The 21402-nt window shown below is 67.3% G+C and carries 19 protein-coding genes; 10 read left to right on the top strand and 9 right to left on the bottom strand.

Annotated elements, in window-relative coordinates; all coding sequences use genetic code 11:
* Nucleotides 1-14 precede the first annotated feature (14 nt).
* From dld to lldP, 4 genes are all read right to left on the bottom strand, one after another.
* Complete coding sequence (gene dld / locus AC5I49_RS02765) at nt 15-1784, bottom strand: D-lactate dehydrogenase (protein ID WP_495788808.1); 1770 nt, start codon at nt 1782-1784, stop codon at nt 15-17.
* Nucleotides 1781-2920 (bottom strand): FMN-dependent L-lactate dehydrogenase LldD, encoded by a 1140-nt coding sequence (lldD, locus tag AC5I49_RS02760; protein ID WP_016446782.1) that lies wholly within the window; start codon nt 2918-2920, stop codon nt 1781-1783. The genes dld and lldD overlap by 4 nt, the downstream gene beginning before the upstream one ends.
* Nucleotides 2921-2930: 10 nt before the next feature.
* A complete protein-coding gene (gene lldR / locus AC5I49_RS02755) occupies nt 2931-3737 on the bottom strand; it encodes a transcriptional regulator LldR (protein WP_126312187.1) in 807 nt (268 codons plus the stop codon).
* A 185-nt stretch (nt 3738-3922) separates the two neighbouring features.
* Entirely contained in the window at nt 3923-5626 is a 1704-nt protein-coding gene (lldP, locus tag AC5I49_RS02750) for an L-lactate permease (protein WP_016446780.1), read from the bottom strand.
* A gap of 585 nt (nt 5627-6211) precedes the next feature.
* On the opposite strand from lldP, the gene AC5I49_RS02745 reads away from it, so the two are divergent.
* From AC5I49_RS02745 to AC5I49_RS02735, 3 genes are read left to right on the top strand one after another with little or no spacing between them, the layout of a single operon-like run.
* On the top strand, nt 6212-7096 hold the full coding sequence (locus AC5I49_RS02745) for a putative selenate ABC transporter substrate-binding protein (RefSeq protein ID WP_016446779.1): 885 nt from the start codon (nt 6212-6214) through the stop codon (nt 7094-7096).
* A 19-nt stretch (nt 7097-7115) separates the two neighbouring features.
* Entirely contained in the window at nt 7116-7940 is an 825-nt protein-coding gene (locus AC5I49_RS02740) for a phosphonate ABC transporter ATP-binding protein (RefSeq protein ID WP_495788807.1), read from the top strand.
* Complete coding sequence (locus AC5I49_RS02735; protein ID WP_154834494.1) at nt 7931-9496, top strand: PhnE/PtxC family ABC transporter permease; 1566 nt, start codon at nt 7931-7933, stop codon at nt 9494-9496. The genes AC5I49_RS02740 and AC5I49_RS02735 overlap by 10 nt, the downstream gene beginning before the upstream one ends.
* Here AC5I49_RS02735 and AC5I49_RS02730 read toward each other — a convergent pair.
* Nucleotides 9493-10428, bottom strand: a complete 936-nt coding sequence (locus AC5I49_RS02730; RefSeq protein ID WP_495788926.1) for a LysR family transcriptional regulator — start codon at nt 10426-10428, stop codon at nt 9493-9495. The two genes, AC5I49_RS02735 and AC5I49_RS02730, sit on opposite strands and share 4 nt — an antisense overlap.
* Before the next feature lie 145 nt (nt 10429-10573).
* On the opposite strand from AC5I49_RS02730, the gene AC5I49_RS02725 reads away from it, so the two are divergent.
* From AC5I49_RS02725 to AC5I49_RS02710, 4 genes are all read left to right on the top strand, one after another.
* The gene (locus AC5I49_RS02725) at nt 10574-11521 is read left to right on the top strand and encodes a DMT family transporter (RefSeq protein WP_495788806.1); all 948 of its coding nucleotides are present in this window, start codon (nt 10574-10576) and stop codon (nt 11519-11521) included.
* Nucleotides 11522-11732: 211 nt separating this feature from the next.
* Nucleotides 11733-12341 (top strand): peptidoglycan recognition protein family protein, encoded by a 609-nt coding sequence (locus AC5I49_RS02720; RefSeq protein ID WP_013802750.1) that lies wholly within the window; start codon nt 11733-11735, stop codon nt 12339-12341.
* A 3-nt stretch (nt 12342-12344) separates the two neighbouring features.
* Nucleotides 12345-12812 (top strand): hypothetical protein, encoded by a 468-nt coding sequence (locus tag AC5I49_RS02715; RefSeq protein ID WP_495788805.1) that lies wholly within the window; start codon nt 12345-12347, stop codon nt 12810-12812.
* Between the two features lie 296 nt (nt 12813-13108).
* A complete protein-coding gene (locus AC5I49_RS02710; protein ID WP_310039873.1) occupies nt 13109-14161 on the top strand; it encodes a tetratricopeptide repeat protein in 1053 nt (350 codons plus the stop codon).
* Between the two features lie 58 nt (nt 14162-14219).
* Here AC5I49_RS02710 and AC5I49_RS02705 read toward each other — a convergent pair whose 3' ends face one another.
* The 3 genes from AC5I49_RS02705 to AC5I49_RS02695 all read right to left on the bottom strand — a co-directional run bounded on the left by AC5I49_RS02705 (nt 14220) and on the right by AC5I49_RS02695 (nt 18621).
* A complete protein-coding gene (locus AC5I49_RS02705) occupies nt 14220-14723 on the bottom strand; it encodes a flavodoxin family protein (RefSeq protein WP_016446770.1) in 504 nt (167 codons plus the stop codon).
* A 43-nt stretch (nt 14724-14766) separates the two neighbouring features.
* Nucleotides 14767-17100: a TonB-dependent siderophore receptor gene (locus AC5I49_RS02700; protein WP_495788804.1), complete on the bottom strand. Its 2334-nt coding sequence runs from the start codon at nt 17098-17100 to the stop codon at nt 14767-14769.
* 186 nt (nt 17101-17286) lie between these two features.
* Nucleotides 17287-18621, bottom strand: coding sequence for a sigma-70 family RNA polymerase sigma factor (locus AC5I49_RS02695; protein ID WP_495788803.1), 1335 nt, complete (start codon nt 18619-18621; stop codon nt 17287-17289).
* 31 nt (nt 18622-18652) lie between these two features.
* On the opposite strand from AC5I49_RS02695, the gene AC5I49_RS02690 reads away from it, so the two are divergent.
* Both AC5I49_RS02690 and AC5I49_RS02685 read left to right on the top strand, forming a co-directional pair.
* Nucleotides 18653-18994, top strand: coding sequence for a hypothetical protein (locus AC5I49_RS02690; protein ID WP_495788802.1), 342 nt, complete (start codon nt 18653-18655; stop codon nt 18992-18994).
* 90 nt (nt 18995-19084) lie between these two features.
* The gene (locus tag AC5I49_RS02685) at nt 19085-19525 is read left to right on the top strand and encodes an META domain-containing protein (RefSeq protein ID WP_495788801.1); all 441 of its coding nucleotides are present in this window, start codon (nt 19085-19087) and stop codon (nt 19523-19525) included.
* 114 nt (nt 19526-19639) lie between these two features.
* On the opposite strand, the gene AC5I49_RS02680 is transcribed toward AC5I49_RS02685, so the two are convergent.
* Nucleotides 19640-20539: a LysR family transcriptional regulator gene (locus AC5I49_RS02680; RefSeq protein WP_099751217.1), complete on the bottom strand. Its 900-nt coding sequence runs from the start codon at nt 20537-20539 to the stop codon at nt 19640-19642.
* Nucleotides 20540-20750: 211 nt separating this feature from the next.
* Between AC5I49_RS02680 and AC5I49_RS02675 the strand changes: the two genes are divergently transcribed.
* Nucleotides 20751-21362, top strand: a complete 612-nt coding sequence (locus tag AC5I49_RS02675) for a glutathione S-transferase family protein (protein ID WP_495788800.1) — start codon at nt 20751-20753, stop codon at nt 21360-21362.
* Nucleotides 21363-21402: the final 40 nt, after the last annotated feature.

Raw genomic sequence — 21402 nt, 5'->3', positions numbered from 1 at the left:
GCCTGCACCTGGCTTCAGGAGGCCTCCGAATACCCCTTGGGCCATCCCCCCGGCCGGTCACAACACTCCTCCCAGCCCAGCTTGCGCGAGGTGTGGCCTATGCCGGGGTTGAAGGTGTTGGTGGGGTCCAGCTCGCGGTAGAAGCCCGCCAGGGCAGGCTTGGCCACGTAGAGGTGGCCCACGTTGTGCTCGGCCGGATACTCGGCGCGGCGCGCGTCCAGCAGTTCCCACATGCGGTGCTCCATGGCCAACGGGTCCACGCCCTTCTTGACGATGTAGTCCTGGTGGAAGACATGGCAGAAGAAGTGGCCGTAGTAGAGCTTGTGGACCATGTCGCGCTCGACCTCGGCGGGCAGCTGCTCCACCCATTCGCGGTCGTTGCGGCGCAGGGCGACGTCCAGCGCCACGATGTCCTCCACCTGGGCGCGGTGCACCTCGCGGTAGCGGATGGCCGCGCCCGCGATGGCGAAGCGGTGCAGGAAGGCCTTGCGCCCCTCGTCGGTATCGCACTCGAACCAGCCGCCCGTGGTGCTGCCGCTGAAGTGCCGCGTGAGGAATTCACGCGTGGCCTCGGCCGTGTCATTGGACACGCGCACCAGCAGGTGGTGCTCATAGCGGTCGCGCCACTGGCGCATGCGCGCGGGCAGGTGGCTGGGCAGCAGGTTGGTCAGCGCCTGGATCACGCGGTCGGTGACGCCGCGCAGGCCGAAGCGTTCGAAGAAGCCGTCCATGCGGCTCTTGAGGGCGAAGGCGGCCGGCACCCTGGCCGTGCCGAAGCGGTCGATCAGCAGGAAGGTGTCCTTGCCGTATTTCTCGCCGATGTCGTAGGCCGTGCGGTGGATGTACTCGCCGGCGATCGGCAGGCGCGGCAGCGCGGTCAGCAGCTCGCGGCGCACGGCCGTGAGGTCGTCGGGCGCATTGCTGCCTATATAGAAGACGGTGCTGGGCTCCTTGGGGAAGGTGTCCAGCCGCACGGCGAACAGGCACAGCTTGCCGGCCGAGCCCGAGGCCTCGAACAGGCGCGAGGGGTCGGCGTTGAAGCGCGCGGGCGTGTCCTCGTCCACGGCGCGCACGGCATCGGCATAGCGCGGGTCGGAGGCGGCGCGCTGCGCATCGTGGGCGATGTCGGACTCGGTGTAGTCGCCGTTTTGCAGCCGCGTGAGGATTTCCTCGGGCGTGCGGCCCAGGGCGATGCCCAGGTGGTTGACGAGCTCCAGCGAGCCGTCGTCGCAGACGCGTGCGTACAGCGCCAGCTCGGTGTAAGCCGGGCCGCGCCGCACCAGGGCGCCGCCCGAGTTGTTGCAGATGCCGCCCAGCACCGAGGCGCCGATGCACGACGAGCCGATCACCGAATGCGGCTCGCGCCCCAGCGGCGCCAGCGCCTGCTCCAGCCGGTCCAGCGTGGCGCCGGGCAGGCAGACCACCTGGGCGCCGCCGCCAATGACCTGCACGCCGGTGATGCGCAAGGTGTTGATGAGCACGATCTCGCGGTCGTAGTCCGCGCCGTCGGGCGTGGAGCCGCCCGTCAGGCCCGTGTTGGCGGCCTGCATGATGACGATGCGCCCGGCCGCCACGGCGGCCTGCACCACCTTCCACTGCTCCAGCAGCGTCGCGGGCCGCACCACGGCCAGCACCGGGCCCTCGCCCGTGCGGTGGCCCTTGCGGAAGCGGCGCGTGGCCTGGTCGTCGGTGAGCACATGGGCCGCGCCCACGGCCTGGCGCAGCTGCTGCAGCAGGGTTTCGCGGGACACCTGGGGCATGGCGGAGATGGACGGCGCGCTCATGCTTCGCGCACCAGCAGGTCACCGGTGATGTCTGCCACCTTGCTGACGCTGGTCAGCGTCATGGCCACGCGCATCTCCTTTTCCAGCAGCTCCAGCAGGTGCTTGACGCCGGCCTCGCCGGCAGCGGCCAGCGCGTAGATGAAAGCGCGGCCAATCATGGCGCAGTCGGCGCCCAGGGCGATGGCGCGCACCACGTCCAGGCCGTTGCGGATGCCGGAGTCGGCCAGGATCTTGATCTGGCCCTTGACCGCATCGGCAATGGCCGGCAGCGCGCGGGCCGAGGACAGCACGCCGTCGAGCTGGCGGCCGCCATGGTTGGAGACGATGATGCCGTCGGCGCCAAAGCGCACGGCGTCCTTGGCGTCCTCGGGGTCCAGGATGCCCTTGATGACCATGGGCCCCTTCCAGAAGGCGCGTATCCATTCGAGGTCCTTCCAGGAAATGGAGGGATCGAAGTTGGCGCCCAGCCAGCCGATGTAGTCGGCCAGGCCCGTGGGGCTGCCCCGGTAGGCCGAGATGTTGCCCAGGTCATGCGGGCGGCCCAGCAGGCCCACGTCCATGGACCAGGCCGGATGCGTGACCGACTGCCAGTAGCGGCGCATGGCGGCATTCGGGCCGCTCATGCCCGAATGCGCATCGCGGTAGCGCGCGCCGGGCACGGGCATGTCCACGGTGAAGACCAGGGTGGAGCAGCCGGCCGCCTGGGCACGCTCCAGCGCGTTCTGCATGAAGCCCCGGTCCTTGAGCACATAGAGCTGGAACCACATGGGGCGCTTGATCCTGGGCGCCACCTCTTCGATGGGGCAGACCGAGACCGTGGACATGGTGAACGGAATGCCATGGGCGTCGGCCGCGCGCGCGGCCTGCACTTCGCCGCGGCGGCGGTACATGCCCGTCAGGCCCACGGGCGACAGCGCCACGGGGATGGACAGTTTCTCGCCGAACAGCTCGATGCTGGTGTCCAGCCGGCTCATGTCCTTGAGCACGCGCTGGCGCAGCGCCACGGCGGCCATGTCCTCGACATTGCGGCGCAGCGTCTGCTCGGCATAGGCGCCGCCGTCGATGTAATGGAACAGGAAAGGCGGCAGGCGCTTTTGCGCCGCCGCACGGTAGTCGGAGGTAGAGGAGATGATCATGATGGGTGTCTCATGTCTTTCGTATCAGGTCTGAAGTGGGCAGCAGCGCAGGCGCGGCGTCCAGCGGCAGCCGCATGGAGCGCTCGCGCCGCGCGCGGTCCTCGTCCAGGCGCTGGATGGTGGTGCGCACATGCTCCAGGTGCTCGCCGATGCATTCGCGGGCGCGCTGCGGGTCGCCGTCCAGGATGGACTGCATGAGGCTCTGGTGCTGCACGGTCAGCTCCTGCAGGGTCTGGGGCGCGCTCAGGCGGAACATGTCGTGGCGGTTGCGTTCCACCGTGGACAGCACCACGGTGAACAGGCTGTGCATGACCTGCACCAGCACCAGATTGTGCGAAGCCTCGGCAATGGCCAGGTGGAACTGCGCGTCGGCGCGCGCCGCCAGCTCGGCGTGGCCGCTTTGCTGGTGCTGGATCATCACCTCGAAGCAGCGCTGGATATGGTCCTTGTCCTGCGGCGTGGCGCGCTGGGCGGCCAGCCAGGCCGTGCTGGTCTCCAGCGCATGGCGGGTTTCCAGCACGTCGTAGCGGTAGTGGGAGTCGGACTCCATCAGGCCGGCCAGCGGCCGCATGGCGTCCTTGAGCCAGTCCGCAGGCTCGGCAGCCGGCGCCGGCTCCTGCAGGTAGGTGCCATCGCCGCGCCGCGCCACCAGCACGCCCTGGCTGGTGAGTTTCTGTATCGCCTCGCGCACCGAGGTGCGCGAGACGCCCAGCTCGGCCGCCAGTTGCCGCTCCGCGGGCAGCCGCTGTCCGGGCTGCACTCCGCTGGCCTGCACCAGGGCAAGCAATTTCTCGACAACTTGATCGGCAACGCGCATGGGGATTCTCAGAATTGGTTTTCAGTGATTCACGGCGCTATGCGCCAGCCTCATCGCATGAAACCCGCACTGCCCAAGCCAGGGACACCGAGCAAGGGCCGCCCCGCCGCGAGGGTGTCGTCCCCCTCCCCCGCGAAGCGGGTAGAGAGGGGGAAGGCGCGCAGCGACTCAGGGGGTGTTTCATGTCAATACCCCGGAATCATCCACGTAAACACATAGGCTTGCAGCGTCGTGATCACCCCGATGATCACGGCGAACATCAGGCTGTGCTTGACCGTGAAGCGGAACAGGTCCGACTCACGCCCTGCCAGGCCCACGGCTGCGCAGGCAATGGCGATGGACTGGGGCGAGATCATCTTGCCCGTCACGCCGCCCGTGGTGTTGGCCGCCACCGTGAGCACCTGGGGCAGGCCCAGCTGCTGCGCCGTGGTGGCCTGCAGCGCGGCGAACAGCGCGTTGGCCGAAGTGTCCGAGCCCGTGAGGAACACGCCGATCCAGCCCAGGAAGGGCGAGAAGAACGTGAACGCCTGGCCCGTGTGTGCCAGCGCCAGGGCCAGCGTGGCCGACAGGCCCGAGTAGTTGGCCACGAAGGCGAAGGCCAGCACCATGCCGATGGAGTAGATCGGCACGGCCAGTTCCCTGAAGGTCTCGCCCAGCGTGGCCACGGCCTTGGCCGGCGACAGGCGCGTGAAGGTGATGGTGATCAGCGCCGCGATCAGGATGGCCGTGCCGGTGGCCAGCAGCCAGTTGAAGGTGTAGACCGCGCCGTAGGGCGCAGCGGCGGCCACGACGGGGGGCGTCTTCTCCACCAGGTTGTGCAGGAAGGGCACGGGGATGTTGATGACGGTGGAGGCCAGCGGGCCGCCTGCGGCGAACAGCGCCTTGAAGGGCTTGATGCTCCAGATCGTCACCATGGCCGTGAGGATGATGAAGGGCGACCAGGCCTTGATGACGGCGCCGGCCGTCAGCGGTGCACCGGAAGCGGCGGCGGGAGCCTTGACCGCCGTGGCTGTCTTCGCAATGGCAGCAGCCTTGCCGCCCTCGCCTTCCGTGTCGAAACGGAAGATGCGCTTGGGCTGCCAGACCTTGAGGAACAGCGTCAGCGCCACCAGCGAGACGATGGCCGAAGTGATGTCCGGCAGCTCCGGGCCGATGTAGTTGGCCGTGAGGAACTGCACCAGGGCAAACGAGCCGCCGCCCACCAGCACGGCAGGCCAGGTTTCCTTGACGCCGCGCCAGCCGTCCATGATGGCCATCAGCCAGAACAGCACGAGCACGGTCATGAAGGGCAGCTGGCGGCCGGCCATCTGGCCGATGGCGAAGGCATCCACGCCCGAGACCTGCCCCGCCACGATGATGGGAATGCCCATGGCGCCGAAGGCCACGGGCGCCGTGTTGGCGATCAGGCACAGGCCCGCCGCATACAGCGGCTTGAAGCCCAGGCCCACCAGCAGCGCGGCCGTGATGGCCACGGGCGCGCCGAAGCCGGCCGCGCCCTCCAGGAAGGCGCCGAAGCAAAAGCCCACCAGGATGAGCTGCAGCCGCTGGTCGGGCGTGACCGACAGGATGGACGAGCGGATCACGTCGAACTGCCCCGTCTTGACCGAGATCTTGTAGAGGAACACGGCCGCCACGATGATCCAGGCGATGGGCCACAGGCCGTAGAAGAAGCCGTACACGGCCGAGGCCAGTGCCGCGCTCACGGGCATCTTGTAGAACAGCAGCGCCACGCCCAGCGCCAGCGCCACGGTGACGGTGCCGGCCTGGTAGCCCTTGAGACGGAACCTGGTAAGCGCCAGGAAGAAAAAGATGATGGGAATCAGCGCGATCAGCGCCGAGATCCAGATGTTCCCGGCGGGATCGTAGTTCTGCTGCCAGATGGTTTGCATGACCGTGTCTCTAGATGATGGGGAGGGCGCGGTAAGCGCCCCTTGTCGGCCACTCCCTCTCGTTGCAGCGTTGGCATGCGGTGCGATCCGCACAGGATGTCTGCTGGCTGGCCGCAACGATGACCGGGAGTGTTCCCCGCGCTGGCGCCTTGTGGGCCATTGGCAAATTGGTCCAACCAATTAAACCAAAATTCAGACCATTGCGCGAAGTGGTGCGATTCTCAGAGCTTTCAAGTGAGCAGATGAACAGGGTAAACACCTAAAAAAGTGCAGATAATGCACCACAATGTTTATTGGTCATACCAATCATGGATGTTTTGGTGCAACGCATGTTCAAGTCCCCGCCAGGCAAGGCCCCAGGCGGTGCACAAACGCAGCGCACGCGGGAGAAAGATCGGCGGCAGCGCTGTGCCCGCAGGTCCGGCGCTCATGCCTGACGTCCCCAACGGAAAAGCCCGCTCCCTACAATGCAGCCTCAGCGGTCGGTGTACCGCCCTTGTACCTTCGGCGCCCGGGTCAGCCCCGGGCGCCTTATTAAACCGCCGTGTATCCGGACGGCGGTGGCTGATTGAACGGAGCCCATCCATGAACCACATTCCTGCGCGCCGCTCGGCGCTGCGCCAGGCGGCTGCCTGCGTGCTGGCCGCCTCCACCCTGTCCAGCCTGCCTGCGCTGGCCGCCGAACCCGCCGTGCTGCGCGTCTCGGCCATCCCGGATGAAGCTCCCACCGAGCTGCAGCGCAAGTTCGAGCCGCTGGGCAAGTACCTCTCGGCACAGACCGGCATGAAGGTGGTGTTCACGCCCGTGACCGACTACGCCGCCGTGGTCGAGTCGCTGGCCACACGCAAGCTGGACCTGGCCTGGCTGGGCGGCTTCACCTTCGTGCAGGCCAAGATCCGCACCAACGGCACGGCCATCCCCATCGTGCAGCGCGAGGAAGACGCCAGGTTCACCTCCAAGTTCATCACGGCCAACCCCGCCATCAAGACCCTGGCCGACCTCAAGGGCAAGAGCTTTGCCTTTGGCGCGCCCTCGTCCACCTCGGGCAGCCTGATGCCGCGCTTTTTCCTGCAGCAGGACGGCATCAACCCCGAGAAGGACTTCAAGACCGTGGCCTTCTCCGGCGCGCATGACGCCACCGTGGCCTTCGTGGCCGCAGGCAAGGCCGAGGCCGGCGTGCTCAACGCATCGGTCTGGGACAAGCTGGTGGAGAGCAAGAAGGTCGATACCAGCAAGGTGCGCGTGTTCGCCACCACGCCGCCCTACTTCGACTACAACTGGACCGTGCGCGGCGACCTGGACCCGGCCCTGGTCAAGAAGCTGACCGACGCCTTCCTGGCGCTGGACCCGGCCAAGCCCGAGCACAAGGCCATCCTGGAGCTGCAGCGTGCCGCGCGCTTCATTCCCACCCAGGCCTCGAACTACGAAGGCATCGAGGCCGCCGCCAAGTCGGCCGGCCTGCTCAAGTAAGCCGCGGCAGGCGCAATCCATGAGCTTTGGACTGCAAGGCGTGGGCCTGACCCACGCCGGCGGCGGCATTGCGCTGCGCGGCGTGACGCTGGCCGCACGCCAGGGCGAAGCCATTGCGCTGATCGGCCCCTCGGGCGCGGGCAAGACCACGCTGCTGTCCGTCATCGGCACGGCGCTGGCGCCCAGCCAGGGCCGGCGCAGCGTGCTGGGCAACGAGGTGCCTGCGTCCAGCGCGGGCGCACCCCGGCTGCTGCGCGCGCGCATCGGCACGGTGCACCAGGCGCCGCCCATACCGCCGCGCCAGCGCGTGGTCACGGCCGTGCTGGCCGGGCGCCTGGGCCGCTGGCCGGCCTGGAAGGCGCTGGCTTCGCTGCTGTACCCACAGGACACTGCCGGCGCGCGCGAGGCCCTGGCCCGCGTGCAGCTCGCAGACAAGCTGTTCGCGCGCTGCGACCAGCTCTCGGGCGGGCAACTGCAGCGCGTGGGCATTGCCCGCGTGCTCTACCAGCAGGCCGAGCTGATCCTGGCCGACGAGCCCGTGGCCGCGCTGGACCCGGCCCTGGCCCTGTCCACCGTGCAACTGCTGGTGCACGAAGCGGCCGCGCGCGGCGCCACCCTAGTCGCCAGCCTGCATGCCGTGGACCTGGCGCTGGCCTGCTTTGCGCGCATCGTGGGCATCCGCGATGGCGCCATCGCCTTCGACCTGCCGGCGGCTGAAGTCACGCAGGAACACCTGCGTGCGCTGTATGGGTCCGAGCATGCTGGCGATGATCCCTCCCGCCCTGCGTGGACACCCGCGCCCGCCGCCTTTGCCGCACCGCTGTCCGCATCCGCATGCCGTTGAGTTCCGATCTGCACGCGCTGCGTGACCCCGCCGCGCCCCGCCGCCTCGGCGCCCTGGTGCTGGCCGCCGTCGTGCTGTGGCCGCTGTTCCAGGGCGCGGGCTTCAGCCTGGGCGCGCTGTTCGATCCCGGCAACCTGCAGGTCATCGGCCGCTTTCTGGCCACGTTTCTGCCGCCCGAGACCGGGCGCGACTTCCTGGGCTACCTGGGCCGCGCCACGCTGGAGACCCTGGCCATTGCCACGGCCGGCATGGCCCTGGCCTTTGTGCTGGCCGTGCCGCTGGCCTACCTGGTCACGGGCGCCGCGCGCGAGCGGCGGGCGCTCAATCCCGTCACGCGCGGCCTGCTCACCATCCTGCGCGGCGTGCCCGAGCTGGTCTGGGCCCTGGTCTTCGTGCGCGTCTTCGGCCTGGGGCCGGCCGCTGGCGTGCTGGCCCTGGGCCTGACCTATGGCGGCATGCTGGCCAAGGTCTATGCGGAAATCCTGGAATCGGCCGACCCCGCACCCGCGCGTGCCCTGGCGCAGGCCGGCGCGCGCCGGCCGCTGGCCATGCTCTACGGCCTGCTGCCCCAGGCCGCGCGCGAACTGACCTCGTACACCGTCTACCGCTGGGAGTGCGCCATACGCGCCTCGGTGGTCATGGGCTTTGTGGGCGCGGGCGGCCTGGGCCAGCTCATGGACCAGGCCATGAAGATGCTCAACGGCGGCGAGGCCTCCACCATCTTGCTGACCTTCATGCTGCTGGTCTGGGGTGCCGACCTGCTCTCGCGCGGCCTGCGCCGCGCGCTGGACACGCCACCCGCCGCGCGTGCCAGCGCCTGGGGCTGGCGCAGCGCCCTCACCTGCGCCGCCCTGGCGCTGGGCGTGGCCGCCAGCTTTGCCATGCTGGAGATGGACCTGCCCTCGCTGTTCACCGGCGCGGCGGGCCGGTCCATGCTGGAATTCGTCATCAGCTTCTTCCCGCCCGACACCAGCGCCGAATGGCTGCGCAAGGTGGCCGTGGGCGTGTGGGAGACGCTGGCCATCTCCGTGGTCGGCACCCTGCTGGCGGCCGTGCTGGGCCTGCTGCTGGCGCTGCCGCGCTGGCGCGCTCCCTGGAGCCTGGTGCTCAACGTGCTGCGCTCCGTGCCCGAGCTGGTCTGGGCCACCATCACCGCCCTGGCCGTGGGCCTGGGCCCGTTCGCAGGCGCGCTGGCGCTGGCGCTGCACACGGCCGGCGTGCTGGGGCGCCTGTATGCCGAGGCCCTGCAGAACCAGCCCGCCGCCCCCACCCAAGCGCTGCGCCTGTCCGGCAGCGGCCGCACCATGGCATTCCTCTACGCGACGCTGCCCGGCGCCGCGCCGCAGTTGCTGGCCTACACGCTGTACCGCTGGGAGATGAACATCCGCATGGCCGCCATCCTGGGCTTCGTGGGCGCGGGCGGGCTGGGGCAGCTGCTGTACTTCGAGCTGTCGCTGTTCCACTACGCCCAGGCCAGCACCGTCATCATCGCCATGCTGGCGCTGTCCGTGGCTGTGGACTGGGCCAGCGCGGCGCTGCGCAGGCGCATGGGTTAGGTGGTGGAGGCCGCGGCGCCCTCGCCTTCCACCTCGACCAGGTAGTCGATCAGCGCCCGCAGCTTCAGCGGCACATGGCGCGTGGGCGCATAGACCGCATGCACCACGCGCGGCGCGTACTTGCCGCACAGCGCCCAGCCCGGCAGCACGGGCGCCAGCTGCCCGGCCTGCAGCGCCGCCTGCGCCGCAAAGTCCGCTACCACGCCGATGCCTGGCCCCTGCTGCAGCGCCTGGATGATGCCCAGGCTGCTGGCAATGGTGATGGGCGTATTCACCAGCAGACGCGTAGCGGGCGCGGCCGGCTGATGCCCAGCGCGCTGCGGACGCAATTCGACCTCGTTCTGGAACTGGCCGTAGCCCAGGCTGATGAAGGGATGCGCCAGCAACTGCTCGGGCGCACCGATGGCCTCATGCCGCGCCAGGTAGCCGGGCGTGGAGACCAGCACATAGCGGATGGTCTTGAGCGGCCGCGCCACCAGCCCCGGCGCGATCTGGCCCGGCATGCTGATGCGCAGGCCCAGGTCCAGCCCCTCGGCCACCAGGTCCACCATGCGGTCCGTCATGTCCACCTGCACCTCGGGCCAGCGCGCACAAAAGCCCGGCAGCAGTGGCGACAGCCAGATATCACCCAGCACGGCCGGCGCGCTGATCTTCAGCAGCCCGCGCGGCTGCTGGCGCAGCTGACCGGCCAGCGCCTGCACGGCCTGGGCATCCGCCACCAGCCGAAGGCAGGCCTGGTGAATCTCGGCCCCCGCCTCGGTCAGCGACAGCGAGCGCGTGGTGCGCTGCAGCAGCCGCAGCCCGAAGTGCGCCTCCAGCCGCCCCACGCTGCGGCTCACGGCCGAGGTCGTCAGCCCCAGCTGCCGGGCCGCTCCCGCAAAGCTCTGGTGCTCCACCACGCGGGCGAAGACCAGCATTTCATCCAGGGGCATGGCGGTATCGGGCAAGGCGCTACTCCGGTCTTTGTTGCATGGCAGGCAATATTAATTTGAATGACTCATGGATTGTTGATTGATTGCAAGGTCCGCAAGATACGGCCATGCGCTCCATACCGAAGCGCGCCCAGGAATCGACACCATGTCCCACAGCCCCAGCCTCACCTCTGCAACCTCAACCACACGGCCCCGAGCCAGCCAGGGCGGCACCTGGCGCATGCTGCTGGCCATGGCGCTGTCGGGCACCATCGGCCTGCTCGTCGTGGAAAGCGCACTGCCGCCGCTGCTGGTCGTATTCGCCCGCTGCGTGCTGGGCGCACTGGGCCTGGGCCTGTGGCTGGCCTGGCGGCGCGAATGGGTCGCCCCTCAAGGCCGTGAATGGCTGTGGCTGGCTGGCGGCGGCATCGCCCTGGTGCTCAACTGGGTCGCCCTCTTCAGCGCCTACCACTACAGCTCCATCGCCGTGGCCACCGTGGTCTACCACGTGCAGCCCTTCATGCTGCTGGCCCTGTCGGCGCTGCAGGGCGAGCCCGTTGAACGCCGCAAGCTGCCCTGGCTGCTGCTGGCCCTGCTGGGGGTGGCACTGAGCAGCGGCCTGGTCGGGCTGGACGGCATGGATGCATCGCATGCTGGAACAGGCGCGTGGATAGGCGTGGCCCTGGCCCTGCTGGCCGCCGCACTCTACGCAGGCACCACGGTCGCCACGCGCCGCCTGGGCCACATGCCCTCGGCACAGATCGCCATGCTGCAGATGCTGGCGGGCGGACTGGTGCTGAGCCTGTGGGCCCTGCCGCTGCTCACCCATATCGCCGCAGCCAGCCCTCAATTGCTGTCAGCGCGCGCCGCCTCCATGGTGCTGACCCTTGGACTGGTCCATACGGCCTTCATGTACACGGTGATGTATGCCGCATTCCAGCGGCTGCCGGCGCCGGCCATTGCGGCACTGTCCTTCGTCTACCCCGCCATGGCCTTGCTGGTGGACCTGGCCTGGTTTGGCGCTGTTCCGTCGGCGGCGCAGTGGGTCGGGATGGGCTGCATCCTAGTCGCAGTCGTGGGCCATCGCGCAGGCATTGCATTGCGTCGCCATTGAGCCCCTGTGAATTCCGGGGATTTCCGGAATTCATCCATCCTTCATGAAATCCACCCAATTGTTTCAATTTATTTCCAATAAAGAGGCGCACAGTACATTTCGAATTATTTTTATCCCTTCAGCCCGTATGCTCTCCCGGCTTTCCGCCATTCGCATTCACTCAGCCGGAATACAGAGGGAGAAATAATTGGCCACTATCGAAAAAGGATTGATGGTAGACAAAAGCGTCGAAGTCAAGACCTATCCATCCATAGAGCACGGCGCCTTGCTGTCCGTCACCTCCATCGTGCTGCACCGCACAGACTCGTCCACGGCAGCCAGCGTGCTCAATGCCTACAAGAGCGGCCAGAAGACAGGGGCGCACTTCCTGATCGAGAAGGACGGGAAGATCTACCAAACCGCCAGTCTGGAAAAGATCTGCTGGCATGTGGGAATTCTTCAGCCGCGCTGCGTCAACGAGAGCACCTGCGATCCCACGGAACTCAAGAACATCAATGCCCTACTGCACCAAAAGGGCCTGAGCTTCAGCAAGCGGGCCAAGAATGTGTCATCGCACGAGAACACAAAGGCCTATCCGTTGCGTTATCCGGCCAACAGCGACTCCGTGGGCATCGAGGTGGTGGGCCGTTTCCTGCCATCGACCAAGGACTACGAGGCGCCCACCCAATCGCAGCTGTTCCAGACCAAATGGCTGACCCAGCAATTGGTGGACCACTACAAGCTCAAGCTGCTGTCCGATGTCTACTCCCACGGCGCCATTGCCCGCAAGGAAGCGACCGAAGGCGCCCAATTGCTGCGCTACATCTTCACGGGAGCCTGAGCCATGCCATCCAGCCAGCTTTTCAACAATCCCTCTCGCAGCCTGCGCATTGCCGCCTGGGCTGCCGTGATGCTGTGCCTGCATGCGCCGCTGCAGGCCTCATCTACTTCCACATCCACGCCCACGCACAAACACGCGGCCAAGGCGGCACCCATTTCCGTCATCGGCCCGGTCACCCGTTCCGTAGGCACGGGCGAGACCATGGGATGCGAGAAAGTCAGCCTGGACGCCGCCGACGTGGCCCGCTATTTCGCGACGGCAAAGCAAGTCTCGGCTGGCAGCTTCCATGAGGAATCCATCATCCTGCCCTGCAGTTTCAGCGGACGGCTGCTGCGCTCGGGCAAGGTCTATGAATGGAACATCAACGCCGCCGGCGCCGGCTACCTGCGCAGTGAAGATGGTGAACAGGACCTGCGCTACCTGTGCCGCAAGGCCTGCGAGAAGGCATTGCCGCAGTTGACGGGGCTTTGACCTGTTGTTCAGACATTGTCTGCACGGGCGTCTTATCGCTCCCATTGAGTGGTGCCCCATCCTCCTGTCAAACACAGCGGATACGATGGCGCCTCCCACAATATTCCCAACAGACCATGGAACGACTGATTTCCCAAGGAATGCATGCCCTCAGCCAGGGCGACCACGCGCGAATGCATGCGCTATGGTCTGGCACCACGGTTTTCAGCCATCTGGACAATGAAGCGATTGCCAGCCTCTTGGCCAGCATTCGGGCCACTGCCGAATCAGGCCAGGGTAGCGAATGGTCATGGCTGATGCTGTGCCTGGTGTATCTCGATTCCAGTGACCAATTCACCGAGGACCGCAGTGCGGCATTGCGCCAGGTCGGCGAATGGGCGCAGCGCGCACTGGCAATGTCACCAGGCAATGCCTATGGACACCGCTATTTGGGCAGTGCCCACTATTGGCTGGACGAACCCGAGCCCGCGCTGGCCGCCTACCGCAAGTCTCATGCCTTGCAGCCCCAGGCGGACTTGCAAGCCCGCATTTTCGAGATGGAGCATGCCGTGCCCTGGCGCAGCATCTTTTCCTATCCCGAGTTGGCTGATAGCCCGGCGGCACCCGACTACTACACGGCCGGCGTGACCGTGGGCAAGTGGAAGCGCCCCGACACGGATGCAGCAGCCCTGCAGGAAATCGAGCGCCTGCAGACCACACTCTACGAACGCTGTCTGGAGCGCTTCGCCAGCGCCGGCACGCCGGCAAACGGCCAGGAGGCCGCGCCCGCCGCGCTGGACATCCACACCTATGCCATGTGCTGCAACAACCTGGGCGTGCTGTACAACGCGCAGGAACAGTACGAGCAGGCGGCCGCCGTCCTCGAAGCCGGGCTGCAGCAGACCTGTTTCCAGGCCCTGCTGGAAAACCTGCGCCATGCCTATCGGCAACTGGGGAACCGCAAGCAAGCCACCGACCTGTCCCTGCTGCTGATGGAGGACTACGCGCTTGATACCGGCCTGTATCTGGACTGCGCGCAGACCGCGTGCGCCTATCTCAACGAGACCAGCCACCACCAGGACGTCCTCGACATCGTGGCCGAAGCCGAGCGCCGCTATGCGCAGCTTTCGCCGCAGCAACAGCAAGCGCAATGGGAAGTTCGCAGCATGAGCTTCGTTCATGCGCACAAGGTCACCGCCCTCAGGGCCCTGGGCCAGCTCAAGGCCTCGCACCTTCAGCCTGAACTGGTCGAGATCGCCCTGCGCCACGATCCGGACGATGCCCAATTGCTCGGCATACGCGCCCACATGCAGGGAGCCCGGCAGCAGGTGGGTGGAAAAGGCGGATTCTGGTCGCGCCTGTTCGGCTGAGCCACACCGGGCGACCGGGCCACCAAGAAATGTAGGGCACCCAAGATGCTGGCAACTCTCAAAAGACTCCCAGCGCCAGCCCGGCCCCCATCGCCTCCCCCAACGCCCGGCACTGTTCCAGCTCAGCTGAGGCAATCCGCTTGGGTGCCAGGATGGCTTCGGTGGTCTGGGCGTGGGTGCAGATGATCAGGGGCTCGGCCACGGGCTTGAGGCGCCAGCCGGTGGCGATGCGGGCGATCTGGCGGGCCGCATTCTGGCCGTCGCTGCCGGCGCAGATGAGGCTGGCATAGGGCCGGCCGTTGATGCGGTCCAGCGCCGCGTAGTAGCTGCGGTCGAAGAAGTCCTTGAGCTGGCCGCTGATGGCGGCCAGGTTTTCCGGGGTGGCGAAGAGGTAGCCGTCGGCGGACAGCACATCGTCCGGGCCGGCCTCGCAGGCGTGCAGCAGGCGCACCTGCACGCCCTGGCCTTCGGCCGCTGCGCCGTCGCGCGCGGCCTCGGCCATCTGGCGGGTGCCGCCGGTCATGGAGTGGTAGACGATCAGCAGGGTCTTGCTTGCGTTCATGCCTCAAGCATAGAGCGCGGCCCGCCCAGCCACCGCGCCGACCTCAGAAATCCATCGATGCCGACACCACGAAGGTGCGCGGAATCATCGGCGAGACGGCACCCCAGGACGTGACACCGGCCCAGGCCTTGCGGTCGGCCACGTTCTGCACTGTGGCGCGCAGCGTGGTCTTGCGGCCCGCGATGCGGGTGGCATAGCGCAGGCCCAGGTCGGTGCGTGTCCAGCCCGGGATGCGCAGGCGGTTGGCCTGGTCCACGAACTGGGCGCCGGTGTAGGCCAGGTCGCCGACCAGGGTCAGGCCTTCCGCGGCGGGCACATCCCATTCCACGCCCAGGTTGGCCAGCAGGCGCGAAGTGCCGATGGGCCGGTTGCCCACCAGCGCAGGCGTGGCCGAGCGCGTGATCTCGGGCTTGAGCCAGGTCACGCCTCCCAGCAGGCGCAGGCCGCGTGCGGCCTCGCCGTAGGCATACAGCTCCATGCCCAGGTTGCGCTGCTCGCCGTTGGTCTTGTAGACGCCCTGGTCCAGGCCGCCGCTGGGTTTTTCAATGCTGAACAGGGCGGCCGTGGCCATGAAGCTGCCGAAGTCGTACTTGCTGCCCACTTCGTACTGGCGGCTCTTGTAGGGGCGCAGCACCTCGCCGTAGTTGCTGGCGGCGGGCGGGGCGATGTCGCCCTTGCTCAGGCCTTCGATGTAGTTGGCGTAGAGGCTCCAGTTGGGCGCCTGGCGCCAGACCACGCCCACGGCGGGCGTGGTCACGCTCTCGTCGTAGACATTGGCGGTGCCGCCTGTGAGCACGTTGTAGTTGGTGGACTTGATGGCCTGGTGGCGCAGGCCCAGCGACAGTTGCAGCCTGTCCTGCAGCAGCGAAAGCGTGTCCACCAGGGCCAGGCTGGTGTTGCGGTTGTCATGAATGCGCGGAATGGCCGAAGGCCGCGCAATGCTTTGCGGCGCATGGGCAACAGGCGCATAGATATTGGACGCCACCGCCGAGCCCGCCTGCAGCGCACGGTGGAAATCCTCGCGGTAGCTGGCCAGCTGCAGCGTGACCGAATGCTTGACACCGGCCAGCGCAAAGCGCGAGCGCAGGCCCGCGTCGATGGTGCTGCGGTCCACGTCGAACACCGCATAGGTGGGCGTGATGCTGGTGGCACCCGCCACACTGGTCAGGCGCGGGGCCGAGTCATAGATGCGGTCCACATCGGCGCGCGACTGGCCGATGTTGGCGAACAGCGTGAGCTGCTGCGTGAGGTCCAGCTCGGTGCGCAGCAGCACGGCGCGCTCGCGATTCCTGGACCATTCCCAGGGCTGGGTCACGTTGAGTGTGCCGTCGGGCGCAGCAGGCATGGAGGAGAGCCCCGTGGGCATGATGGGCCGGCCCACGCCGTCGATGCGCTCGTCCTGCGAGAGCAGGTCCAACGTGGCGCGGAAGCGCTCCACCTCGTAGTCCAGCGCCACGGCCAGCACATGGCCGTCGGTGCTTTGATGGTCCATGGACGTATCGCCGCCGTACTTGCTGGCGTTGACGCGGATGCCGTACTGGGCCTCGTCGCCAAAGCGCCGGCCCACGTCGGCATGGGCACGCCAGAGGCTGTCCGAAGTCCAGCCCGTGGTCAGCCGCGCAACGTCTTCGTTGGCGCGCTTGGGAGCGATGTTGATCACGCCGCCCACCGAGCCGTTGGGCGACATGCCGAACAGCAGCGCGCCCGGCCCCTTGACCACCTCGATGCGGTCCACGTACTCGGTGCGCACGCGGTAGTTGGGGGCAATGCCGTAGATGCCGTCAAAGGCGATCTCGCCCGAGTTGCCCTCCCAGATCGGAAAGCCCCGGATATAGAGGTTGTCCACGTTGCCGCCCGGCAGCACGGTGTAGCGCACGGAAGGGTCGCGGTTCACCGCCTCGGCAATGGTGCCGGCCTGCTGGTTGCGCACGGCCTCGGACGTGTAGCTGGTGGTGCTGAACGGCGCCTGCATGTTGCCGGTATTGCCCAGCACGCCCAGGCGCACGCCCTTGGCCACCTGCCCGCCGGCGTAGGGCGCGGGCAGCAGGCTCACATACTGGTCGCCGGCCGTCACGGTGATCTCGGACAGGCGGTGCGCGTTCTCAGGCGCGTTGGCCGCAGCGGGAAGCAGCGTCAGCGTGCCGCCCTCGATGCGCCCCTGCAGGCCGCTGCCCTGCAGCAATGCCGCCAGGCCCTGGCGCACATCGTGGCTGCCGTTGAGCGCCGGGGCCTGCCGGCCCTGCACCAGTTCGGAGGAGTAGGTGAGCTGCAGCCCCGCCTGGCGCGCAAACAGGCTCAGCGCCTGGGCCAGCGGCTGGGCCGGCACGTCGAAGGACACCGATTGCGCGGCGGCCAACTGCAGCTGCAGGCCCAGCACCAGGCCTGCACATGCATGAAAAACCGCTGTGCGGCGGAGACGGAGGCGGAGGCGGAATCGGGAGGACTTGGGAGCGGACATAAGGACTTTCTGGAAGACAGGCTCATTGCGAATCGCCGGCACAGGCAGGGCGCCCGGCCTTTCATATGCAAATACGAGTCACTCCCAAAAACCCTGAAAAAAACTTCACGGCTCCGCGCGCGCGCCGCGCCGCGCAATCCGCAGGCCGCCGTCGTCCAGCACGCTGACCTGCACCGGCGCGAACTGCGGCAGCCCGCGCAACCATCGCTCGGCCTGGGCAATGCGCACATGGCCGCTGATGGCCAGTTGCGCCGCGCCCTCCTCCACCACCAGGCGGCGCCGCGTGTAGCGGCCCAGACGGTGCACGACGCGGCCCAGCGGTTCCTGCTCGAAGACCAGTTCGCCCTCGCGCCAGGCCGCGGGCCGTTGCTGGAGCTGCGGTTGCCAGGCAGCGCCGTCGGCATCTCCTGCCCCGCCGTCCAGGGGAATGCGCAGCGACTGGCTGTCCTGCAGCAACTGGCCGCGTCCGGTGGCTGCATGCTCCACCCGCACCTGGCCCGACTCCACCTGCACGCGCACCGCATCGGGCTCCAGTTCCACGCCAAAGCGCGTGCCCAACACGGTCACGCGCAGGGGGCCGGCCTCCACCACAAAGGGCCGTGCCGCATCGCGCGCCACGGCAAAGAAGGCGGCGCCTTCCAGCAGCTGTGCCTGTCGCAGGTCGGCACGATAGGTCAGCGCTACGCGGCTGGCGGCGTCCACGCGCAGCACGCTGCCATCGGGCAGTTCCAGGCTGCGCTGCACGCCCGTGGCGCTGGCCAGTTCACCTTGCCACAGCACGCGGCGGCTCCACATCTGCCAGGCGGGCCAGGCCGCGCAGGCCATGCCGGCCACGCCCAGCAGCGCGCCCAGGGCACGCCGCCGCCGCTTTCTGGAAGAGGCCTGCAAGCCCGCCTCCACCCCGCCGCGCCAGCGCAGCAAGGCGGCTTCCAAGCAGGCATCGGCCTGCATCAGGTCGCGCTCCACGGTGTTCAGGGAGACCTGCAGGCGCTGGGCGATGTCGGCCTGCCGCTCGCCATGCAGGCGGTGGGCCAGCAAGGCGGCCTGCATGCGCTCGGGCAGGTCTGCAATCGTGCGCTCCACCACGGCCAGTGCCTGCCGGTACATGGCGCGGTCGGCCACATCGCCTTCGGCCTCGGGCTGCAATTGCGCCCAGTCGTCCATGCAGCGCTGCTGCGCACCGCGCTGGCGCAGCCTGTCTATCGCCAGATGCTTGGCCGTTGCAAACAGGTAGGCCCGCGCGGCTTCGAGCGTGGGCGAGCTGCCATCGGGCAGCTGCGGCGGCGCATCGGCCAGGCGCAGCCAGGTTTCCTGGGCCAGTTCCTGCGCCTCATCACGGCTGCCGGTCTTGCCGGCCAGATAGGCCACCAGTTGCTGCTGGCAGGCACAGAAAAGCTGGTGCCAGCGCGCAGCGGTCCAGGAGGCGGAGGTGGTGGGCATGGCCGGGGGAGGTGAGAAATCGACAACGAGAATGACTATCATTCTAGTTTTGTTTGATCCAGGCAGGCTCGGCGGACTGGCCATCGAAGGCAAACTGTCCACCCATCAGCATCCGGACCACATGCCCATGGTCTTCCTGGCGATCACATCTACCGGCTTGGCACAGGCACTTCTCGCCGCCACCGAAAGCGACGCCATCTGGTGCGGGAGCGACGCGATTTCCGAAGCCGACTACGCCGCCCGACAATGGCCCAACCTCAGCCGCTTTGCCTACTCGCTGGATGACCGCGTTTTGATCGACGATGCCGTGTCCACCATTGAGGAGCACCATCCGGGGCAGACGATCTGGGTCGAGGCATCTTCCCTGCGATAGCGGGTTCTCTGGTCACCACCTTGAGGGCGTCAATTGAAAGCTTTTCTTCAATTCCTGGCAGCCATACTTTTGTCCACTGCAAGCCACGGCATGGAACACATTGCCAGCCAAAGTGCGCTACCGCATCAAAACAAGGACGCGGAGTATTTATCTGCCTACGAATGGAACCTGCAGCAGGCTTTAGATGCCGCAGGCAAAGAGAAAAAGAATTGGAAAACACCAGACAGCCCCTCAATAAAGCTCTGGTTCTCCAAAGATGGAGATTTCGGCACACAGATATGCAATTCCATGAACTGGAAATATGAGATGGATGCCGATGGAGGCTTCCAAATCAAGCCCGGCTTCTACACGATGGCCGGGTGTCCCGAGCCATTGATGGAGCTGCAAAAATGGGCAAGTGACTTGCTGTCAAGGAAATTCCACTACACATTGACAAGGGCAATCGCCGACGCACCGCCCCATCTGCAACTGCGCTTTGCCGATGGCAACCGCTGGGAATTGAAAGGCGAACCCACTTCAAAAACCAAGTAAGGAAGTCGTGGCCAGGCGATTCTTCTCAGTTGGGTGAGCGAATAGTTCGCCAGCCACTTGGCGTTTCCAGGCATGGTTTGCAATGCGCGGGATATGGCTTCCCGGCAATGGCCGCTACCACCTCAACGCCGCCACCCGCAGGGCATCCACCGCCATGTCGATGAACGCCCGCACGCGGTGCGCGGCGTGCCGCCCTTCCCTGTGCACCACATGGATGGGTAGCGGCGGCCGCTCGAAGGGCTCCAGCACCAGGCGCAGTGCGCCGTCCTGCACGGGCTTGGCGATCTGGTAGAGCGGCAGGCGCGTGATGCCTTGCCCGGCCAGGGCGCAGTCTGCCGCAGCCTCGTTGGTCATGGACATGAGGCGCGGCTGCAGGCGCACGGCCAGGGCCTTGTCGCCTTCGAGAAACCGCCATTCGGGCGTGGAGGTGAGGCCGGATGCGGTGATGGTGGTGTGCTGCGCTAGCTCCTCGGGCCGCTGGGGCACACCGTGGCTGGCCAGGTATGCGGGCGAGGCACACAGCACCTGTCGCACGCTGCCCACGCGGATGGCCTGCAGCGAGGAGTCGGGCAGATCGCCGATGCGCACGGCCACGTCCACGCCCTCGTCCACCAGGCTGACCACGCGGTCCACAAACCAGCAGTTGACGTCCACCTCGGGAAACCGGCCCAGGTAGTCGTGCACCACGGGCAGCACGTGCATGCGCCCGAAGTTCACGGGCGCCGTGAGCGTGAGCCGGCCGCGCGGTGCGGCGTGGGCGCTGGCGGCATGCTCGTCGGCCTCTTCCAGCTCGGCCAGGATGCGGCGGCAGCTGTCGGCGTAGGCCGTGCCGGCCTCGGTCACGCGCACGAAGCGTGTGGTGCGCGTGAGCAGGCGCACGCCCAGGCGCTCCTCCAGGTCGGAAACCGCGCGCGTCACCACCGAAGGCGAGACCTTGAGCCGCCGTGCGGCCGAGGCGAAGCCGCCCGTGTCCACCACTGCGAGAAATGCCGTCATGGACTGGAAGCGATCCATCTGTCCCTGCCTTGTCTGTGTCGTGTATCTGCCCGGCTGCGAGCGGCCCGCGCAGGACTGCCCAGGTTTGCCCAGGTTTGTGCCGGCGCTTTGTTCGCGTTCCCGCAAGAGTGACTTGCCGTCGCCGGGGATTCTAAAGATGCGGACGGAGAAGGAGGATACGTCCCGTGGCACCGACAACCGGCGCCTTCACCACCCCCAAGGAACCGCAATGAAGCTCTACCACTTTCCCCTGTCCGGCCACGCCCACCGCGCCCGCCTCTTCCTCGGCCTGCTGGGCGTGGAGCATGAGCTGGTCCATGTGGACCTGGCCAACGGCGCGCAGAAGAAGCCCGAATTCCTGGCGCTGAACCCGCTGGGCCAGGTGCCGGTGCTGGACGACAACGGCACGGTGATTGCCGACTCCAACGCCATCCTGGTCTACCTGGCGCGCAAGCTGGACCGCCAGGACTGGATGCCTCTGGGCGCACAGTCCGAGGCCGAGATCCAGAAATGGCTGAGCATCGCCGCCGGCCCCATTGCCTTCGGCCCGGCGGCGGCCCGGCTGGTCACGGTGTTCAAGGCCTCCTTCCAAGCCGAGGAAGTGATAGCCCGCGCCCACGCCATCCTCGGCAAGATCGAGGCGCAATTGACCACCCGCCCCTTTCTCTCCGGCAGCGCGCCCACGATTGCCGACGTGGCCCTGTACAGCTACATCGCCAGCGCGCCCGAGGGCAATGTGGACCTGCAACCCTACCGCGAGGTGCGCGCCTGGCTGGGCCGCATCGAGGCGCTGCCGGGCTTCGTGGCATTCGCCCAGACACCGGCCGGCCTGCGGGCCTGAGTGCCTGAGCCACACCTCACCTGAAACCCCGGCAAAGGAG

This window comes from Delftia sp., assembly GCF_059499305.1.
This window is presented reverse-complemented; position numbering and strand designations above follow the sequence as displayed.

Excerpts from the sequence above, each read along its gene's own strand:
- AC5I49_RS02745 (WP_016446779.1), top strand. The coding sequence starts at position 6,212 with ATGAACCACATTCCTGCGCGCCGCTCGGCGCTGCGCCAGGCGGCTGCC.
- AC5I49_RS02685 (WP_495788801.1), top strand. The coding sequence starts at position 19,085 with ATGGAACACATTGCCAGCCAAAGTGCGCTACCGCATCAAAACAAGGAC.
- AC5I49_RS02710 (WP_310039873.1), top strand. The coding sequence starts at position 13,109 with ATGCTGTGCCTGGTGTATCTCGATTCCAGTGACCAATTCACCGAGGAC.
- AC5I49_RS02715 (WP_495788805.1), top strand. The coding sequence starts at position 12,345 with ATGCCATCCAGCCAGCTTTTCAACAATCCCTCTCGCAGCCTGCGCATT.
- AC5I49_RS02720 (WP_013802750.1), top strand. The coding sequence starts at position 11,733 with ATGGTAGACAAAAGCGTCGAAGTCAAGACCTATCCATCCATAGAGCAC.
- lldR (WP_126312187.1), bottom strand. The coding sequence starts at position 3,737 with ATGCGCGTTGCCGATCAAGTTGTCGAGAAATTGCTTGCCCTGGTGCAG.
- lldD (WP_016446782.1), bottom strand. The coding sequence starts at position 2,920 with ATGATCATCTCCTCTACCTCCGACTACCGTGCGGCGGCGCAAAAGCGC.
- AC5I49_RS02680 (WP_099751217.1), bottom strand. The coding sequence starts at position 20,539 with ATGGATCGCTTCCAGTCCATGACGGCATTTCTCGCAGTGGTGGACACG.
- AC5I49_RS02735 (WP_154834494.1), top strand. The coding sequence starts at position 7,931 with ATGCCGTTGAGTTCCGATCTGCACGCGCTGCGTGACCCCGCCGCGCCC.
- dld (WP_495788808.1), bottom strand. The coding sequence starts at position 1,784 with ATGAGCGCGCCGTCCATCTCCGCCATGCCCCAGGTGTCCCGCGAAACC.
- AC5I49_RS02725 (WP_495788806.1), top strand. The coding sequence starts at position 10,574 with ATGTCCCACAGCCCCAGCCTCACCTCTGCAACCTCAACCACACGGCCC.
- lldP (WP_016446780.1), bottom strand. The coding sequence starts at position 5,626 with ATGCAAACCATCTGGCAGCAGAACTACGATCCCGCCGGGAACATCTGG.
- AC5I49_RS02730 (WP_495788926.1), bottom strand. The coding sequence starts at position 10,428 with ATGCCCCTGGATGAAATGCTGGTCTTCGCCCGCGTGGTGGAGCACCAG.
- AC5I49_RS02675 (WP_495788800.1), top strand. The coding sequence starts at position 20,751 with ATGAAGCTCTACCACTTTCCCCTGTCCGGCCACGCCCACCGCGCCCGC.
- AC5I49_RS02705 (WP_016446770.1), bottom strand. The coding sequence starts at position 14,723 with ATGAACGCAAGCAAGACCCTGCTGATCGTCTACCACTCCATGACCGGC.
- AC5I49_RS02695 (WP_495788803.1), bottom strand. The coding sequence starts at position 18,621 with ATGCCCACCACCTCCGCCTCCTGGACCGCTGCGCGCTGGCACCAGCTT.
- AC5I49_RS02740 (WP_495788807.1), top strand. The coding sequence starts at position 7,116 with ATGAGCTTTGGACTGCAAGGCGTGGGCCTGACCCACGCCGGCGGCGGC.
- AC5I49_RS02690 (WP_495788802.1), top strand. The coding sequence starts at position 18,653 with ATGACTATCATTCTAGTTTTGTTTGATCCAGGCAGGCTCGGCGGACTG.